Source organism: Acinetobacter sp. SM1B (genome assembly GCF_003289665.1).
In the GTDB taxonomy this organism is placed as follows: domain Bacteria; phylum Pseudomonadota; class Gammaproteobacteria; order Pseudomonadales; family Moraxellaceae; genus Acinetobacter; species Acinetobacter schindleri.
In genome coordinates this window covers 2,249,581-2,268,277 of record NZ_QMBM01000001.1, presented here as the reverse complement: position 1 = coordinate 2,268,277, position 18,697 = coordinate 2,249,581, and the positions used below count along the sequence as shown (strand labels likewise).

At 45.1% G+C, this 18,697-nt stretch carries 15 protein-coding genes; 4 read left to right on the top strand and 11 right to left on the bottom strand.

From position 1 onward, the window contains the following. Nucleotides 1-273 precede the first annotated feature (273 nt). The 4 genes from rimP to C8322_RS10965 are packed head-to-tail and all read left to right on the top strand — an operon-like array spanning nt 274 to nt 5,441. A complete protein-coding gene (gene rimP / locus C8322_RS10980) occupies nt 274-798 on the top strand; it encodes a ribosome maturation factor RimP (RefSeq protein WP_004810072.1) in 525 nt (174 codons plus the stop codon). A 35-nt stretch (nt 799-833) separates the two neighbouring features. Beyond that, on the top strand, nt 834-2,318 hold the full coding sequence (gene nusA / locus C8322_RS10975) for a transcription termination factor NusA (protein WP_004810069.1): 1,485 nt from the start codon (nt 834-836) through the stop codon (nt 2,316-2,318). A gap of 10 nt (nt 2,319-2,328) precedes the next feature. Then, nucleotides 2,329-5,037 (top strand): translation initiation factor IF-2, encoded by a 2,709-nt coding sequence (gene infB / locus C8322_RS10970; protein ID WP_004810067.1) that lies wholly within the window; start codon nt 2,329-2,331, stop codon nt 5,035-5,037. Beyond that, nucleotides 5,037-5,441: a ribosome-binding factor A gene (locus C8322_RS10965; protein ID WP_019836077.1), complete on the top strand. Its 405-nt coding sequence runs from the start codon at nt 5,037-5,039 to the stop codon at nt 5,439-5,441. Before infB ends, C8322_RS10965 begins: the two co-directional genes overlap by 1 nt. Before the next feature lie 122 nt (nt 5,442-5,563). Here C8322_RS10965 and C8322_RS10960 read toward each other — a convergent pair whose 3' ends face one another. The 11 genes from C8322_RS10960 to C8322_RS10910 form a co-directional block, all read right to left on the bottom strand. Beyond that, nucleotides 5,564-5,962: a Na+/H+ antiporter subunit G gene (locus tag C8322_RS10960; protein ID WP_111810628.1), complete on the bottom strand. Its 399-nt coding sequence runs from the start codon at nt 5,960-5,962 to the stop codon at nt 5,564-5,566. Nucleotides 5,963-5,973: 11 nt separating this feature from the next. Then, on the bottom strand, nt 5,974-6,249 hold the full coding sequence (locus C8322_RS10955) for a monovalent cation/H+ antiporter subunit F (RefSeq protein ID WP_111810627.1): 276 nt from the start codon (nt 6,247-6,249) through the stop codon (nt 5,974-5,976). Next, the gene (locus tag C8322_RS10950) at nt 6,246-6,779 is read right to left on the bottom strand and encodes a Na+/H+ antiporter subunit E (RefSeq protein WP_111810626.1); all 534 of its coding nucleotides are present in this window, start codon (nt 6,777-6,779) and stop codon (nt 6,246-6,248) included. The genes C8322_RS10955 and C8322_RS10950 overlap by 4 nt, the downstream gene beginning before the upstream one ends. A 2-nt stretch (nt 6,780-6,781) precedes the next feature. Further along, nucleotides 6,782-8,590, bottom strand: coding sequence for a monovalent cation/H+ antiporter subunit D (locus tag C8322_RS10945; RefSeq protein WP_111810625.1), 1,809 nt, complete (start codon nt 8,588-8,590; stop codon nt 6,782-6,784). After that, nucleotides 8,590-8,955 (bottom strand): Na+/H+ antiporter subunit C, encoded by a 366-nt coding sequence (locus C8322_RS10940; RefSeq protein ID WP_111810624.1) that lies wholly within the window; start codon nt 8,953-8,955, stop codon nt 8,590-8,592. Before C8322_RS10940 ends, C8322_RS10945 begins: the two co-directional genes overlap by 1 nt. A 4-nt stretch (nt 8,956-8,959) precedes the next feature. After that, on the bottom strand, nt 8,960-11,797 hold the full coding sequence (locus C8322_RS10935) for a monovalent cation/H+ antiporter subunit A (RefSeq protein ID WP_111810623.1): 2,838 nt from the start codon (nt 11,795-11,797) through the stop codon (nt 8,960-8,962). 420 nt (nt 11,798-12,217) lie between these two features. Then, complete coding sequence (locus C8322_RS10930) at nt 12,218-13,600, bottom strand: AAA family ATPase (RefSeq protein ID WP_004810052.1); 1,383 nt, start codon at nt 13,598-13,600, stop codon at nt 12,218-12,220. A gap of 37 nt (nt 13,601-13,637) precedes the next feature. Continuing rightward, nucleotides 13,638-15,140, bottom strand: coding sequence for a UvrD-helicase domain-containing protein (locus tag C8322_RS10925; protein WP_071319786.1), 1,503 nt, complete (start codon nt 15,138-15,140; stop codon nt 13,638-13,640). Between the two features lie 15 nt (nt 15,141-15,155). Continuing rightward, nucleotides 15,156-15,938: a bifunctional phosphoribosyl-AMP cyclohydrolase/phosphoribosyl-ATP diphosphatase HisIE gene (gene hisIE, locus C8322_RS10920; protein WP_111810753.1), complete on the bottom strand. Its 783-nt coding sequence runs from the start codon at nt 15,936-15,938 to the stop codon at nt 15,156-15,158. Between the two features lie 217 nt (nt 15,939-16,155). After that, the gene (locus C8322_RS10915; RefSeq protein WP_004810045.1) at nt 16,156-17,043 is read right to left on the bottom strand and encodes an SDR family NAD(P)-dependent oxidoreductase; all 888 of its coding nucleotides are present in this window, start codon (nt 17,041-17,043) and stop codon (nt 16,156-16,158) included. Between the two features lie 293 nt (nt 17,044-17,336). Then, entirely contained in the window at nt 17,337-18,614 is a 1,278-nt protein-coding gene (locus C8322_RS10910; RefSeq protein ID WP_111810622.1) for an O-acetylhomoserine aminocarboxypropyltransferase/cysteine synthase family protein, read from the bottom strand. Nucleotides 18,615-18,697 lie beyond the last annotated feature (83 nt).

Sequence of the window (18,697 nt, the reverse complement as noted above, 5' to 3'; positions counted from 1 at the left end):
CGGGCTCATAACCCGAAGGTCGTTGGTTCAAATCCAGCTCCCGCTACCAAGTTTCTTAAAAGAGGCTCACAACTATGGTGGGCCTTTTTGCACAGTGGGATTTGAAAAAATCCGAAATTGTGCATTAATTGGGGCGATTTACGCCCTTTTTTATTGGCTATCGTGTAGTGTCGACAAAATTTGGTCATATCTCCATGTTTCACTACTACTATAGTTTGTATTGGTTTGTAGTGGTCAAATAGATCATAAAATCGCACCAGATGACGAGAGTAAATGAAGCTATCAAATAAAACTCAAGCACTTCAGGACTTGATTGCACCTGCAGTTGAAGCCTGTGATGTAGATCTTTGGGGAATTGAATTTGTTCCTCAGGGTAAACGTTCTCTATTACGTATTTATATCGACAAGCCAGTCGATCCAACTGCTGAACCGGTCATCAATGAAGACGGTGAAGTGGAGCAGGGCCGCGGAATTGGTGTGCAGGACTGCGTACGCGTCACCCAACAGGTGGGCGCGATGCTAGACGTACATGATCCGATTTCAGGTGAATATGCACTTGAAGTGTCGTCTCCAGGCTGGGACCGTCCATTCTTCCAGCTTCAGCAAATGGCAGATTATATCGGTCAGACCGTTGCCTTACGTCTGATTAGTGCGGTGGACAACCGTCGTAAATTCCAGGCAAAACTGGTTGCAGTCGACCTTGAAAATGAAATGATTCAGGTAGAAGTAGAAAAGCAGCAGGTTCTGGACATCGACAGTCACAATATCGATAAAGCAAATTTGGTCTATCAAGATTAACTAAATCAATAAGAATCTGAACGAATAGGTGACATATGGCACGTGAAATTCTTACCGTCGTTGAAACGGTTAGTAACGAAAAAGGTGTACCTCGTGAAGCAATTTTTGAAGCACTAGAACAAGCTTTAGTTGCAGCGACCAAGAAAAAGTTCTACGAAGGAACTAACTCGGAAGAAGCACGTTTACGTGTAGAAATCGATCGTAAAACTGGAGACTACCGTACTTTCCGTCAATGGGAAGTGGTTGCAGACGAAGATCATGAAATGCCAGCCTGTCAGGATGCCATCTCTGATGTTGATCCGGCAAAATGGTCAATCGGTGACATTCGTGAGCTGGAAGTTGAGTCAATCGATTTCGGTCGTATTGCTGCGCAGATTGCTAAACAGGTGATTGTACAAAAGATTCGTGAAGCAGAACGTGCACTGGTTGCTGATGCTTATGAATCTAAAGTCGGTGAGCTGATCTATGGTGAAGTGAAAAAACAAACCAAAGACGGTTTCATTATTGACTTAGGGGACAATGCTGAAGCATATCTTGCACGTGAAGAAATGATTCCGAAGGAAATCCTTCGCCCGAAACAACGCGTGAATGCGATTCTTTTCAATGTCAACCGTGAAGGTCGTGGTGCTCAGCTACAGCTTTCTCGTGCTAAACCTGAAATGCTGATCGCATTGATGAAAAAAGAGATTCCAGAAATCTCGGAAGAAATCATTGAAATCAAGGCAGCCGCACGCCAGCCAGGTGTACGTGCCAAAATCGCAGTGAAAACAAATGACCACCGTATTGATCCGGTTGGTGCTTGTATTGGTATGCGTGGTACACGTATCCAGGCAGTACAACAGGAACTCAATGGTGAGCGTATTGATGTCGTAGTATGGTCAGATGATCCTGCTCAGTACATCGCAAGCGCACTTGAACCAGCAGATGTATCCAGTATTGTTATCGATGAAGATGCACGTACTGCAGACATCATTTTCGCAACGAGTGATCAGTTGGCTCGTGCGATTGGTTCACAGGGTCAGAACGTTCGTCTGGCATCGGAACTGACTGGCTACAAGTTGGATATGATGCTGGAAGAAGAATACTACGCACGTCAACAAAGCGAAGCGCAAAAATACCTGGACATGTTTGTAACACGTCTGGATATTGCTGAAGATTTGGCTATGGCGTTGGTAGAAATGGGCTTCACCTCGCTTGAAGAAATTGCATACGTACCTGCAGAAACGTTTGATGAAATCGAACTGGATGCGGAACTGGTTGAACTACTGCAAAGCCGTGCAAAAGAAGTTGCACTTGCTGATGCATTACAACAGCAAGAAAACGTACAAGCGCCAAGTGAAGAACTTGTTGCAATGGATGGCATGACAGCAGAGATCGCGCAAGCTCTAGCAGCTCGTGGTGTGGTAACAGTGGATGACCTTGCAGATCAGGCAACTGACGATATCGCAGATATTGAAGGTTTAGGCGCTGAAAAAGCGGGTCAGCTCATTATGAAAGCGCGCGAATCATGGTTTAACTAGGAGGTAGTATATGACGGACAAGTCGATTAAAGAGTTAGCCCTCAAATTGGGTCGCCCAGTTGAGAAGCTCCTGGAACAGGTTCGTGAGGCAGGTTTACCACAGCGCAAATCTGACGAAATTATTACCGCCGAACAACAAGATCACCTGATGAGCCATGTGAAAAAATCACAAGGTTCGGATGGTCATGCAGGACAAATCACGTTGAAACGTAAAACGACCAGTACGGCTAAAGTAGCCAGTACTTCGGGTAAGGCAAAAACCATTAATGTAGAAGTTCGCAAGAAACATACATTTACTAAGCCTGATCCAGAACAGATCAAAGCAGAAGCACTGGCAAAAGCGCAAGCTGAACAGCAAGCAAAAGCTGAAGCTGAGCAAAAAACAGCAGCGCCGAAGCCAGCTGACGCACCAAAACCAGGTGCAAACAATGCCAGCAAAGCATTAGAAGCAATGCGTGCTGCTGCGAAACAAACCAGCGACAAGCAGGAAGTTTCTAAAGCGGCTGTAGTTGTAAAACGCAAATCTACAAACAAACCAATTGTGAAGCAGGTTGTTAAACCGACTGAAACTGCTGAACAGAAAAAAGCACGTGAAGCGCAAGCAGCACAACTCAAAGCTGTTGAAGAAGCTGCACGTCGTAAGGCTGCTGAAGAAGCGCAACAACGTACGCTTGAACAAATGCGTCAAATGGCGTCTAAGTACACAGCGGAAGATACAACAGCAACGATTCGTGTTGTTGATGATTCTCCTCTTGCTGCTGGTCTGGTTGGTCAAGCATACGAAGACTCTTTCGCAAAAGAAGACCGTGAAATTAAACGTGGTACGAACACGAATAATACTCGCTCATCTAAGAAAGGCGGTCGTCGTGGTGAAGAGCAATCTTTCCGTGATAACTCACATAAACGTGGTCTGAAAACAAGTCAATCGAACAAACATGGCTTCGAAAAACCTGTTAAGAAACAAGTTTATGATGTTGAAATCGGTGAAACGATTGTTGTTGCTGACCTGGCTGCGAAAATGGCAGTTAAAGTTCGTGAAGTTATCAAATCACTGATGAAAATGGGTGAACTGGTTACTCAGAACCAGGCGATTGACCAGGAAGTTGCTGCGCTGATCGTTGAAGAAATGGGCCATAATCCGGTACTGGTTTCTGAAACTGCAGCAGAAGATACGCTGATGGAGCAAGCTGAAGAGGCGCGTGGTGTGCAATCTACACGTGCACCTGTTGTTACTATCATGGGTCACGTTGACCATGGTAAAACATCGCTGCTTGACCGTATTCGTCGTGCCAAAGTGGCTGCGGGTGAAGCGGGTGGTATTACACAGCATATCGGTGCCTACCACGTAACAACTGATAAAGGCATCATCACTTTCTTGGATACTCCGGGACACGCAGCATTTACAGCAATGCGTTCACGTGGTGCGAAAGCGACTGATATCGTGGTGTTAGTTGTGGCGGCAGATGATGGTGTAATGCCACAAACTGCTGAAGCAATTGACCATGCGCGTGCTGCGGGTACGCCAATCATCGTGGCGATCAACAAAATGGATAAAGAATCTGCTGATCCAGATCGCGTATTGAATGAATTGACGACCAAAGAAATCGTGCCTGAACAGTGGGGCGGTGACGTTCCTGTGGCCATGGTTTCTGCGCACACTGGTGCCGGTATCGACGAGCTTCTTGATCTGATTTTAATTCAGGCTGAACTTCTAGAGCTTAAAGCTTCTGAAGAAGGTGCTGCACAAGGTGTGGTTATTGAAGCACGTGTTGATAACTCTCGTGGTGCAGTAACGTCAATCCTTGTACAAAACGGTACCTTGAAAGTAGGTGATCTTGTTCTTGCAGGTTCATCATACGGCCGCGTTCGTGCCATGACAGATGAAAACGGTAAACGTATTCAATCTGCAGGTCCTTCGATTCCAGTGGAAATCTTGGGTCTTCCAGAAGCGCCAATGGCAGGTGACGAAGTTCTTGTTGTGAATGACGAGAAAAAAGCACGTGAAGTTGCTGATGCGCGTATGGATCGTGAACGTCAAAAACGTCTTGAGCGTCAATCTGCAATGCGTCTTGAGAACATCATGGCATCAATGGGCAAGAAAGATGTGCCGATTGTGAATGTGGTTCTGAAAACTGATGTACGTGGTACATTGGAAGCATTACACGTTGCGCTTGCTGACCTGGCAACCGACGAAGTTAAAGTACGTATTATTGGTTCAGGTGTAGGTGCAATCACCGAGTCTGACGTAACACTTGCTGAATCTTCTGAAGCTGTACTTCTAGGCTTTAACGTCCGTGCCGACAACACTGCCCGTCAAAAAGCAGATGCTGACAGTATCGATATCCGTTACTACTCAGTAATCTACCAATTGATCGACGATGTGAAAGCAGCCATGAGCGGTAAGCTTGCACCTGAACACCGTGAAACAATTCTTGGTGTTGCGCAAGTACGTGAAGTATTCCACTCTAGTAAATTTGGTGCAGCTGCGGGCTGTATGGTACTTGAGGGTACTTTACACCGTAACAAACCGATTCGCGTATTACGTGATGACGTAGTTGTGTTCCAGGGTGAACTTGAATCTCTACGTCGCTATAAAGAAGTGGTTGAAGAAGTTCGTGCCGGTATGGAATGTGGTCTTGCAGTGAAAGGCTATAAAGACATCAAACCTCTCGACAAGATCGAAGTGTATGATGTTCAACTGATTAAACGGAGTCTTTAATGGCGGGTAGTCAGCGTCTTAAGCGTATGGCTGATACAGTTCAGAGAGAACTCTCTGAACTGATTCGTCAGGAGCTTAAAGATCCACGTCTGGGTGGTCTAGTGACCATCTCGGCGGTGAAAGTCAGCCCTGATTTAGGCTATGCTGAAGTTTATGTGACTGTAATGGGTCGTGAACTGGGTGATGAGCAAAGTGAAGCGGCAAATAAAGAAACGCTGGATGTGTTAAACAAAGCGTCTGGTTTCTTGCGCCACGAACTAAGCCGTCGGATCAAGACACGTATTACGCCACGTCTGCGTTTCCATTACGACAAAACCAATGCATATGGTAACTATATGTTTGGTTTGATTGCAGAAGCGGTAAAAGATTTACCTCCTGCAGCACCTAAGCAAGATGAAGAATAAATCAGTGATGATAAAAAATGCCACCTTCGGGTGGCATTTTTTTGTCTATCATGTTTGAGCTTTTGCAATGTAAGCAAGGTTATATCCGATACGATGCTTTTCTTTAATGCCTGACTAATATTCTAGACCAAATCATCATGGGACTTTTTTTCATAACGACGTAAATTACGACGTTGGCGTTGCCACGGTAATGGACGATCTAAGGTTTCAGGCACATTGCCACTCATCGAACGTAAACGTAAATGAAGTGCGGCCTGCGCCATTAAATTGGCAGAAACAGGTGCGGTAATAAATGCAAATAGGGTGATTAATACTTCTGGAAAGCCAAATCGTCCTTCAAATGCCGCATAAATAATGGCTGCAATTAAGAAACTTCCCAGTCCTAAAGTGCTGGATTTTGTAGGGGCATGCAGTCGCATAAATAAGTCGGGCAGGCGAACCATACCGATGCCGCCCACTAACATGAAAAATGCACCAATGATTAAAAAGAATGACACTAAAATTTCCATGAGTAATTGCATGTTCATTCTCCTTAATCAATCACATGACCACTGGTGAAATAACGCGCCAGTGCTGCAGTAGACACAAAGCCTAGCATCGCCACCAATAATGCACCTTCAAATAAGGAGGTGGTGCTCCAATAGATACCCAGAACTACCACCAAGCAGGTTGCATTTAAAAATAAGGTATCCAAGGCCAACAGACGGTCCACAATTGAAGGGCCAATAATCAGACGGTATAGGCACATAAACATGGAAAGCGTGATCGCAACCATGCAGATTCCAAGTGCATAAGGCAGAATCATCATTGCTTTTCTCCTGACTGCGCACCAAAAATTTCAATTAGTGGTTTTTCATAACGATTTTTGATGTCTTGAATATCTACACTTTCATCTGTAGTGTTTAAGGCATGTACCAAAATATCGCCACGATCTTGGTCGATACCGGCAGTGACCGTGCCCGGTGTGGTGGTAATGATCATCGCCAGAATACTGTTGACCTGTTCGTGTTGTGTTTCGAGAGGGACACGGAACCATTTTGGCTGCATGCGATCTGTCGGGCCAAGTACCAGTTTAGCCACAAGAATATTAGAAATCATAATATCCCAGACCACCACAAAGAATAGGCGACTGGCTGCAGTCCAGTTGATGTCTGGTGTACGCGTGATAAAGGGCTGGATCAATTTAGGAATTAATAGTGCCAAAACCAGTGCCATCAACAGATTTCCTGCAGAAACACTATGCGCCAACATCAGCCAACTCAGTGCCACCAATACAGATACAAATGGATGGGGCAGCAGGTTGTCCCAAAACGAAGTTTTCGATGTCGTTTTTTGCATGTTTAGGGCTCCGCAGGTTTGAGTTGAGTATCGCTAGGTTGCTGCGCTTGCTCACGATTTTGCTGTTGAATTTGACGTTGTTTATAGTCAGAAATATGTTCACCTTCCAAGGTATTTGGATGAATCACGTATGGAATTAAATGTGCATTGGCATCGATTGCTTCGCCACCGTACTTGGTTTCAGGTAAGTACAATGGATCATAAGGTTGTACGCTAATCACATTTCCAGTACGGTCTTTTTTCAGAATCAATGCTTCATAGGCCGCATTATGTTGAATTTGCTGTGCAGTATTCAGCATATATTGTTGAATTGGATTGGCAAATACCACGTACAACACTAAACCCGTCAGGAGCAAATAAATGACACGGTCATTGCGGGGCGGAGCAATTGCAGGCAATGTCTGATATTCATCATAGGCTTTAGTTTGTATATCATCTTCAGGTTTGGTCGCGCGCCAAAATAAAATAAAGCCGACACGGGTGAACGCAATAATACTGAGCAAGCTGACCAAGAGAATGATGCCAATAATCCAGCCTTGATGTGCCATATTGGCAGTAGCTTGTAAAATAAAGACCTTGCCCAAAAAGCCACTAAACGGTGGTAAGCCCGCCATCATTAAGGCAATCATGAAGTACGTGATAGCCAGTACTTTATGTTGCTTCATTTGCGGGGCAATGTTGAAGTGATCTTTAAATGCGCCACGTTGAGAGGTAATCCAACCGCACAGCAAATAGAAAGCCGCTGCAATTAAGGTACTGTGTACCAAGTAATACAGTGCAGCTGACCATGCCTGTGTGTTCAGCATTGAAATAGCAATCAGGATGGTACCAATTGAAGACAGCATCATAAAACCGACAAAGCGACGTAAGCGCTCTGCACCAATCGCGCCAATGACCCCATACAGTGAGGTAATCAGACCAATCGGCAATAACCAGTCTTGTAGGATTTTATGGCTCAGTTCATCATCAAATACGGTTCCATTGACCCGTAAAATCGCATACACACCGACTTTGGTCATGATGGTGAACAAGGCTGCCACAGGAGTTGTTGCCACGGCATAGGTTTTAGGTAGCCAAAAACCGACAGGAAGCATGGCAGCTTTAATACCAAACACCACAAATAACAGTAAGCCACCTGCCACCGCAATTTTATGTGCATCAGCATCGAGTAGGGGAATCAGACGCGCCACATCGGTCATGTTTAAACTGCCGACACTGCCGTAAATCATTCCTAAGCCAATCAGGAAGAGGGCAGAGGCTAATAGGTTGATGGTGACGTAATGAATCCCGAGTTGAAAACGTGCTTTGCCTTGACCGTGCAATAACAACACATAAGAAGCGAGGAGTAATACCTCAAAGAATACGAACAGGTTAAATAAGTCACCTGTGAGGAATGCACCGCAAAGTCCCATGAGCAGGAAATGCACCATGGTGTGAAAATAGCGACCACGCTCATCCCATTTTTTGCTGGAAAACCAGAGCAATGGCAAGGCAAGTGAATAAGTCAGTACCAACATGAGGGCAGACAATTGATCTAGCACCAAAACAATGCCAAATGGTGCGGCCCATTCGCTCAAATTATAAATAATAATTTGTCCGCTGCTGACTTGGATTAAATAGCTGATCGCAGTGATTAAACCGAGCGTGGCAGAGATCAGACTAATGCCACGACGCCATGGCTGACGCCAGTCACGTGAGAGTGAACCAAAGCCCGGATTACCTAATAGCACCAAAATAAATGCGGTAAAGGTTGGAATTAAGATGCTAAAGATAGGTGAATGCTGTAGCCAAAATTGGAGGAAATCAGTCATTATGGCTCATCCTCGCGTGGGTCAAGCAGTGGATATTCTTCTTTGGCATCAACGTGGTCTGTCCCTGTTTCATAACGGCTACGCAGCGCCAATTGCACAATAAATGCAGTGGTGGCAAAGCCAATCACAATTGCAGTTAACACCAAGGCTTGCGGTAATGGGTCAGAGACTTTCGCGGCTTCAGTCAAAATTGCAGGCGCATTGATCTGAATACGCCCCATACTAAATAAGAAAATATTGACTGCATAACCAATCATCGCTAAACCCAAAACAACAGGAAAGGTACGGGCACGTAAAATTAAATAAATCCCTGTCGCGACTAACATCCCAATGGCAGACGCAATTAAAAACTCGATACTAATCATTGCATTATTCCTTTGGAAGTGGGCCAAACATGCCTGAGTGACGTGAATCGCCCAAGACCGAAATCATCAACATAACCGCGCCAACCACTGTGACATACACGCCCACATCAAATAAGGCGGCTGAAGCGAGGTGCATTTCACCAATGATTGGAGGATTGACATAAATATGTGCGCTAGTGAGGAAAGGACGTCCCCAGAACCATGCGGCAAGACCTGTCAGACCTGCAATGCTTAAACCCACACCAATCCAAATTTCGTATAAACGTCCAGATTTGGCTTTGAGCATTTGTTCGGTCTGGTCTTGACCAAGCGCAATGTATTGGATGATTAGTGCCATTGCGGTAATTAAACCAGCAATAAAGCCTCCACCTGGTAAGTTATGACCGCGCAAGAAAATATACAGACTGACCACAAGGGCGATAGGTAAAATCCATGAGGCGGTAATACGCAGCATCAACGGTGAAGGATTAAAGCGGTAGGTTAAACCTTGCGTCATGATAGTGCCGTGCGCACGCATACCATCCATTAAACAGAGCGTACCAATCGCGGCAATGCCCAAGACGGCAATTTCACCAAAGGTATCGAAAACACGGAAGTCTACCAAAATGACGTTGACCACGTTGGTTCCGCCACCGAGAGGAATGGATTGCTGATTAAAGAACCATGAAATTGAATTATGGTCGCGGGTTATCACCAGCCATGCAATCCAGCCGATACCAATGCCGCCACCAATCGCAATCAAGGCATCTCGCCAGCGACGTGAGCGGCTTGATTCATAAGGGGTTAATTGTGGGAGCAGGGAGAGACTCATCAGCAATAAAACAGTGGTGACGACATCAACCGTGATTTGGGTTTGTGCCAAGTCAGGTGCAGACAGTCCGACAAATATCATGGTGACAACCAAGCCAACTGCACCGCTAATTAAGACAGCTTTGATGCGCTCATGGTGGAACCACAGCATCATCCAACAGGCAGAGAACAGCAATAACCATAAAACAATGGCAATTATAGGTGCATGTGTGAGTTCGCGTGTACCAGTTGTTAAGCCCTGATTGAATAATGGTAGGGCGACTATGAATACTGTAAAGACAATGATCCACACCAAATAGCTTTGCAGTGAACCATTTTCAGTTTTACGTTTAATTTTGCGAGAAACTTGTAGTAAATGTTTTAAGAATAATTGAAACAGCAGTTTGCCTTGGAATTGACCTAAATGTGGATCGAGGTCAATTTCACGGATTTTTCCACCTTTGGCGAGCGAGAAATAGAAGATGATCCCGCCAAGCAAAGCAATTGCACTCATTAGCAAGGGAAGGTTAAAGCCATGCCAAATTGCCAAATGTGTGCCTTCAAACTGTAACAGTTGGGTACTGGCACGAGTTGTGCTATTGACAATATGCTCGACCAATAAGGCAGGCATCAAGCCGACTAAAATACATAAAACCGCCAATAAAGTTGCGGGTGCACGCATGCCAAACGGGGGTTCGTGAGCTTCTTTATTGGGTACATTTTTACCAATAGGACCGTCAAAGAAAACGCCGTGTACCAAACGTATTGAATAGGCCACTGCAAAAATACCAGCCAGTGTGGCAACAATTGCAGAAACCCACAGTACAGGGCCAGATAAGTTTGCTACCAGTTCGGTAAAGAACATTTCTTTAGACAAAAAGCCGTTGGTCAACGGTACGCCAGCCATAGAAGCCGCGGTAATCATGGTGAGGGTAGCGGTAAAGGGTAGCAGTTGCCATAAGCCACTAAGTTTACGTAAATCACGTGTGCCTGATTCGTGGTCGATAATTCCCGCAATCATAAACAGTGCCGCTTTAAAGGTGGCGTGGTTGATGATATGGAAAATGGCTGCAGCCACTGCCAACGGTGAACCAATGCCCAGTAAACACATGATCAGACCTAAATGACTGATGGTGGAATATGCCAATAAGCCTTTTAAATCTTCTTTGAAAATGGCAAAGAATGCTGCCATACAGAGCGTAAACAGACCAATAAAGGTGACTAGGTTGTGATATAACGCTGCGCCTGCAAAAATTGGCAATAAGCGCGCCAGCAAGAAAATCCCTGCTTTGACCATGGTTGCCGAATGCAGATAGGCAGAAACAGGCGTGGGAGCAGCCATGGCATTCGGTAGCCAGAAGTGAAACGGAAATTGCGCACTTTTAGTAAATGCACCCAGTAAAATCAGCAATAAGGTTGGCACAAATAAATCATGACTTTGAATTTGTTCAGTCATCATTAAGATTTGGTCAATTTGATAGGTGCCTGTGATTTGCGCCAATAACACAAAACCACCGAGCATGGCGAGTCCGCCCATACCTGTAATGGTCAGTGCCATACGTGAGCCGCGTTGTGCCGCTTCGTAATTGCTCCAATAACCCACCAATAAGAAAGAGGAAATACTGGTCAGTTCCCAAAACGTCAGCAACAAAATCAGGTTATTGGAGAGCGAGATTCCCAACATGGCAGCCATAAACAGCATGAGGAGAAAATAGAGTTTACTGAGCGAGTTTTGCGGACTTAAATAATAATAGGCATAAATAAAGATGAGTGTGCCGATTCCTGTGATCAGCAAGGAGAATAATAAACCAAGCGCATCCAGACGAAAGCTTAAATCAATCCCCAATTGTGGCAGCCAAGACCATGTTTGAATGATCGTTTTGCCATTAAAGACTGCTTTTGCTTGAGTCAGGAGCAGAATAAGACTACTCAGACTGACGCCAATCGCCCCTAAAGCCGTTACCCCGCGTGAAAATTGTTTCAGCCACGAGACAAGGGTTGTGCCCAGTACTAACGGTAACAATATAATAATCGGTAGCACACTCATATCCATTGTCGTGAATAGGTTGAAAACCTAAAGGGTGAATCTTATCTTCCAAGGATTACAGGAATGCAAGGAGCAGCCCAAATTTCTCAATCTTGAAAGCCAAATCGTATTCAAAGAATAAAAACAGTTGTATTGCGCAACTTATAAACGATAGCAAATTCAGATTTTACAATGAAAAATGCAAGTAATTCCGATCATATTACAGGATAACAACAACATCAATCTTTTTGTGTACGACTTAACAATTATACGATGACCCCATGAAAGCATGGGGCGCATGCTTGAGCACATCGACCGGATTGAACTGAAAATAAAGATCAAACTTGAAGAGTCTATTGAAAAAAATGGACAGTCTTGAAGACCTGCCTCGATGAGGAGGCATTCAGAAAAATTAAATCAGGTTAATTCAAGAGCCAGCTTATTCGCTTAAAACGGAATTTGGGGAATTTTCCGGTCATTCTGATTCAGTAAACGTAGCAACTCCTGTTGCTGCTCTTCATTCAATGTTTGCTGAATCAGTTGCAAGATTGAAAGTGGCGTTACTTGTTCAAGCTCGGGCTCGAGCAGCACGATTTCCTCAGTATTCAGGGTTTCTTGACCCAGGCCTAAATTCGCATAGAGTTGATCATATTGCGCTGGGATTGTATCAACTTGAACTGGATAGAGTTGTTTATCTTCAAGACACACACATTGAAAATCTGCTGCCTGTTCCAGTAACTCAGGACGGTTACCAGTCACAATGATTTGCAGTTCAGGAAAGGCTTGATGCAGACGAGACAGAATGACTGCTGCCATGTCCTGATCCAGCTGATGATCAATCGCATCAATCAGTAGAATGCCACTGCCTTCCTTGCATGGAAACAGGCTTTTCGGATTGAGCAGACACAGGCGACGTACAATATCTCCGACTAAGGCAATCCAGTTACGGATGCTATTCGGTAATTGCTGTAAAGTCTGGGTTTGTCCTTTGTAGCTCACCATCAGCTGCATTTTAGGTTGGTACTGCAAATAGAGATTGCTGACTTCAGGCAGAACGATCGACAAAGCTTCACGCAGGCTATTTAAACTCGGAGTATTCACCTGGATCTGGGCATGTTCAATATGCTTGACCAGTTCATCCATATTGTGTTTTTTATCCTGCTGCGAAGCGCGGCTCAGGATTTGCTCCAGAATCTGCGCACTTTGCGCATTTTCAATGTCGCTGATTTCCCGGAACCATTCAAAAAAACGGGTAAAAGTCGTGAAGGGAATAGCTGCAATTTCATAGGCATAGACCGTCTGTAAAATCGCCGGATTATTTTTACTAAGCAGATTGATTTCATTGACAAAACGCTCAGCCGGATAATAGGCAATCAGCGGTAAGCCCAGCATCGGATCTTTGGCAAGGGCTTTCTGATACAACGTGACCATCGCTTCGAGTTGCGATGTATCTACCTTACTCAGTCCCACACCCTGACTATTTAAAGTTTTATAAAGCTGCCAGCTGCACTGCTGGGTAGAAGATTGCTGTTGATCGCTACTTTCTGCAAAAGAGCCAATTTCTTCAGGAAAACGGACCTGAATATTGATCTTGGATTGCAGACGATGTTGCATGATGTCCTGATCCAGCATCACCATGCCGGCAGTACGCAGGTCGCGATAGCGCGCAGCGAACCAGGTCAGTGCCTGATAGGTGCTACGCAGCAGCGCCGTTTTACCAGAACCCTGATCACCGAGAATTAAGGTAACAGGCAGTTTATGATATTTAAAATCAAGCTGGATATCAGAAAAGTGCAGGGTATGTTTGAGTTGTATGGATTCGACTTGCATAGACCACCTGTATCGTGATGCCTACATCCATGCTGTACTAGCCTGCTGCCTGCCGTAATGATAGAGGCATTTTAATTTTTAGCTGCTGAATCAGGTCATAAATGTGGTGAATATTTAAGCTTACTTTAGCACGTGTACAGGCCACGTAAAGCAGTCTTAACTCTTCATCACTAATCTTGTGATCTTTTTCATTTAATTTAAACTGGTAGTCATCTTCAATATGGACTCGGTCCCATTCCAGCCCTTTAGCTTTGTGGGCGGTGGAGATGATGTAGTCGGCCTGTCCGATTGGCGTGATCTTGGCCAGCGCAGTTTTTAGCGGATCAGTCCCATGCTCATCGACCAGTTTCACCAAAGGTTTAATGTCACTGCCTTCATTGGTCTCGCAATATTCATGTACATCATGCCAGGAGTTAAACCAGGCCAGTTCAGGCACATCCACCACACGTTTGCCCTGTTTTAACATGGCAGCCGCTTCGACAAAACGGTTCAGCTTGACATGGTCGGCCTGCAGACTGACCTTTTCACCACGCACAAGTCCAGCAAGCAGCAGTTCCATGGCTCGGGCATTGGTACGGCATAAAATCGCATCACGCATTTTAGTATGCGGTTTATTCACTACTTTAGAATTCAGGTGCGGATTACCGAGCAAGGGCACGGTTTCATTCAAGGCTCCCAAAATTGCATTGGCATTCAGGGCAATTTCAGGACCAAAACGGAATGAGGTAGTTAGGCGGGATTCTGGTAATGGCAGTTGCTGCATGGCATTGACTGCACCACGCCAGGCATAAATCTGCTGATGCGCATCCCCGACATAGATCACCTGGGTGCTGCGCTGTTTTAGCAAAATACCCAACATCAGGGGGTCAGCATCCTGAGCTTCATCAAACAGTACATAATCCGCTGGAATATTCGGTTCTGACAATGCCCAGAGTTTCAGATAAATATCATGTCCAATACCGGCCTGATGATTCGGATCAATTGATTCCAGCCAGCGACGCTCAACCGCAGGATAGAGTTTCTTTTGCAGGGCTTCGACATCGTCCGGATGTAACCAGCTTGGTGCCTGAATATGTCGTGGAGCAGGGTATTGAGAACTGGTTGAACAGAAATAACCGACCGCATTCGCGACCAGACTGGCCAGACGCGAAGGCATCATGACATATTTTTCATAACGGCCACCCATCATGCGGCGCAGGGTCATCGGCTCAAGGCGATATTCCTTGGCAATGAAGCTTGGACTGAGACGGGGCAGGCGCAGTTTATCCGTGACTCCACGTGGAACACTGCGATAGGCCAGTGAGTGGAAAGTCCGGCAGTCCACACCACGATGGAATTTATTTTGTGCTTCCGCAGCAATTGATTTGTTAAATGCCAGATACATGCCACGCCGCTGCGGCATGGCATCGCTGATCATTTGTAAAGTTGTGGTTTTACCTGTGCCGGCATAGGCAATCACTTTAAAAGATTTGCCCAGACGTGCGTTATCAATGGCAGTGGCCTGCTCATAGGTTGCGGTCGGTTTAATTGGCTCAGACACAGTTAAATTCAAAACTTAGTGTGAACGGTTGGCTTTTTCAACCAGACCAGATAAGCCCTGACGACGTGCCAGTTCATTTAAAACCAGTTGTGGATCAAGGTCGAAATAGCCCAGCATCACGATAGTATGGAACCACAGATCTGCCACCTCATAGATCAGGTCATTTTTATTGTCTTCGGTTGCTTCAGCTTTAAAGTCTTTGGCAGCAATCACGGTTTCAAAGCTTTCTTCACCGACTTTTTCCAGAATTTTGTTTAGACCTTTGTGATAGAGCTTGGCGACATAAGATGAATCGGGATCAGCCTGCTTACGTTCAGCCATCATCTGACCCAGATAAGACAACACTTCAACCTGTTCTGATTGGGCATTAGATGCATTCATCGCCATGGTATGCGGGTTTGCAGATTTTTCACCATAGATCGCTGCAGGATCTTTGATTTGTGCATCGACAATTTCCCAGCCATTCGGCGTCAGTTTGCGATAGAAACAAGATTCACGACCAGTATGACAGGCAATTCCACCATGCTGTTCGATTTGCAGCACAATCACGTCAGCATCACAATCCAGGCGGATTTCATGCACTGTCTGGAAATGACCAGATTCTTCGCCCTTATGCCATAACTTGCTGCGGGAACGAGAGAAATACACGGCCTGATTTTTTTCAGCTGTCAGTGCCAGTGCTTCACGGTTCATCCACGCCACCATCAATACACGACCGGTTTGATGATGCTGGGCAATGGCAGGTACAAGTCCTTGTTCGTTAAATTTTACTTCATCGAGCCATTGCAGGTTATTCATAAGGGTGCCCATCTGTTGAATCAATATCTAAATGTTTAATACATGCGGATCAAATATCCGTCCAATAGTGTACGTGATCTGAGATCATTTGCGGCAAAAATCTGCATCTGAAATGACAGGATCTGTCGTGATAACTCACGGTATCTTGATTGATGACCGATCAAAATAATAAAGCCGCCAGCAGGCGGCTTGGTTCAAATTGCATTTTCGCCTGGACTTACCAGTGCTCACCCGGGAAGATACGTGCATATGCTTTCTGCACCCAGTTCAGCTTCTGTGGCTGACCTACAGAGGCAGATGAACTTGGGAAAAGGTTGTAGCCGATCGACATCAGTTTATTGTTAATGTCTGGTGCAATTGCATAAGTAATTGAAGCTAGACGACCCAAACCGGTAGCAACTTTTTTCGGTCGTTTCACAATTGCATGTGCAATCAGATCAGACGCTTCTTCAGGAGAAAGCGTCGGAACATATTTATAGATCTTGGTTGGTGCAATCATTGGCGTACGTACCAATGGCATATAGATGGAAGTAATCGCGATCTTATGTGAATTGACTTCTGCAGACAGACAGCGGCTAAATGCATCCAAGGCTGCTTTCGATGCCACATAAGCAGAGAAGCGGGTCGCATTTGCCAATACCCCAATCGAACTGATATTGATGATGTGACCCTGACGACGAATCATCATATGTGGCAGGATGTTCATCACCAGACGCACAGCACCGAAATAGTTCAGCTGCATGGTGCGTTCAAAATCGTGGAAGCGATCCACCGATTCATGTACCGCACGGCGGATCGAACGACCGGCATTGTTAATCAGAATATCAATGTGATCAACAGAAGCCAGAATCTGTTTGGATACTTCATCAATGGCGTCCAGATTATTCAGGTCACACGGAAAGACTGTTGCCATGCCGCCTTTTGCTTCAATTTCTTCTTTTACCTGATCCAGAGTCTCTTTGGTTCGTGCTACTAGCAGGACATGTGCACCTGCATCTGCCAGACGGTGTGCTGCCGTCAGGCCAATGCCGCTGGATGCACCCGTAATAAGGATGGTTTTGCCTTGAACTCGTTTCAGTAGATGTTTCTGTAGTCTGGATTTCACGTTTGTTATTCCTGAAATATGCTGTAGGTTTACATTTTTTCTTATTTGGTTTGTACGTAGGTATGCACGAAAGTTCGTACACAATGAAGTCTGTATATGATAACGAATTATGCAGGAAAATCCAGAGATTAAGTTGTTGAAAATAAGGAAAGTTTTAGAGTAATTGCTCTATTTTTAAACTACGTTTCAATTAATTTTTATTGTGATCTAACCATAAGATAAAGCTCATGAAAAGTAAAGCCAGATAAAAAACTCCATCAGAAATGATGGAGTTTTTTGCTTTAAAAGAAGGCTTAAACGGCTGCGAGTGACTGTTTCAGATCAGCAATCAGGTCATCAATGTGTTCAATCCCGATAGAAAGACGAACCATATCTTCACTCACGCCAGCCGATTTAAGTTCTTCTGGATTAAGCTGGCGATGAGTCGTAGTGGCCGGATGACAGGCCAGACTCTTGGCATCCCCAATATTGACCAGACGGGTGAACAGCTGCAGGGCATCAATAAAACGAGCACCGCCTTCACGACCACCTTCAACACCAAAAGTCAGAATGGCAGACGGTTTCCCTTTCACATATTTCTGTGCCAAAGCATGTTGAGGATGATCTTTCAGGCCAGCGTAATTGACCCATTTTACTTTCGAATGCTGCTGCAAATATTCCGCAACTTTAAGTGCATTTTCAGTATGACGTTCCATACGCAGGCTTAAAGTTTCTAAACCTTGCAAAATTAAAAATACATTTTGCGGGCTGATTGCCGCACCAGTATTGCGAAGTGGTACCACACGGGCACGGGCAATATAGGCTGCTTCACCCAAAGCTTCGACATAGTTGACACCGTGGTAGCTTGGGTCAGGTGTATTCAGGGTAGAGAAGCGTGCTGCATGTTTGCCCCATGGAAACTTGCCGCTATCGACAATAATGCCGCCAATCGAATTGCCATGCCCGCCAATATATTTGGTCAGTGAGTGCACCACGATATCGGCACCGAAATCAAAAGACTTTTGCAAGACGGGAGTTGCTACAGTGTTGTCGACAATCACGGGTACGCCGTATTCATGCGCAATCTTTGAAATCGCTTCCAAGTCGATAATGTTGCCGAGTGGGTTACCAATTGATTCCACAAAAACCAGTTTGGTTTTGTCGTCAATCAGACCACGCAGTGCTTCCGGGTTTTGATAGTCAAAGAAGCGGACTTCAATGCCTTGCTTTGGCAGGGTATGTGCAAACAGGTTATAGGTGCCACCATATAAAGTAGACACTGAAGCAATATTGTCTCCGGCTTCAGCAATGGTCTGAATCGCATAGGTAATCGCAGCCATACCGGAGGCTAATGCCAGTGCGCCAATACCACCTTCTAGCGCAGCAATACGCTGTTCCAACACTGCTGTGGTCGGATTCATGATACGGGTATAAATATTGCCTTGAATTTTCAGGTCAAACAGGTCTGCGCCATGCTGGGTATTGTCAAAGGCATAAGAGGTGGTCTGATAAATTGGCACCGCGACAGCTTTGGTGGTGGGTTCCGGGCTATGACCTGCGTGAATTGCTAAAGTTTCTGCTTTATAAGTCATGATCGTTAGTCTTCTTTGTGTTTTGCTTTAATAAAATTGCTCAAATATTAGCACTTGAAATATGAAGAAAAGTGCATATTTAT

Excerpts from the sequence above, each read along its gene's own strand:
- nusA (WP_004810069.1), top strand. The coding sequence starts at position 834 with ATGGCACGTGAAATTCTTACCGTCGTTGAAACGGTTAGTAACGAAAAA.
- rimP (WP_004810072.1), top strand. The coding sequence starts at position 274 with ATGAAGCTATCAAATAAAACTCAAGCACTTCAGGACTTGATTGCACCT.
- C8322_RS10960 (WP_111810628.1), bottom strand. The coding sequence starts at position 5,962 with ATGCAATTACTCATGGAAATTTTAGTGTCATTCTTTTTAATCATTGGT.
- C8322_RS10965 (WP_019836077.1), top strand. The coding sequence starts at position 5,037 with ATGGCGGGTAGTCAGCGTCTTAAGCGTATGGCTGATACAGTTCAGAGA.
- C8322_RS10935 (WP_111810623.1), bottom strand. The coding sequence starts at position 11,797 with ATGGATATGAGTGTGCTACCGATTATTATATTGTTACCGTTAGTACTG.
- C8322_RS10955 (WP_111810627.1), bottom strand. The coding sequence starts at position 6,249 with ATGATGATTCTGCCTTATGCACTTGGAATCTGCATGGTTGCGATCACG.
- hisIE (WP_111810753.1), bottom strand. The coding sequence starts at position 15,938 with ATGAATAACCTGCAATGGCTCGATGAAGTAAAATTTAACGAACAAGGA.
- infB (WP_004810067.1), top strand. The coding sequence starts at position 2,329 with ATGACGGACAAGTCGATTAAAGAGTTAGCCCTCAAATTGGGTCGCCCA.
- C8322_RS10945 (WP_111810625.1), bottom strand. The coding sequence starts at position 8,590 with ATGACTGATTTCCTCCAATTTTGGCTACAGCATTCACCTATCTTTAGC.
- C8322_RS10930 (WP_004810052.1), bottom strand. The coding sequence starts at position 13,600 with ATGCAAGTCGAATCCATACAACTCAAACATACCCTGCACTTTTCTGAT.
- C8322_RS10910 (WP_111810622.1), bottom strand. The coding sequence starts at position 18,614 with ATGACTTATAAAGCAGAAACTTTAGCAATTCACGCAGGTCATAGCCCG.
- C8322_RS10950 (WP_111810626.1), bottom strand. The coding sequence starts at position 6,779 with ATGCAAAAAACGACATCGAAAACTTCGTTTTGGGACAACCTGCTGCCC.
- C8322_RS10940 (WP_111810624.1), bottom strand. The coding sequence starts at position 8,955 with ATGATTAGTATCGAGTTTTTAATTGCGTCTGCCATTGGGATGTTAGTC.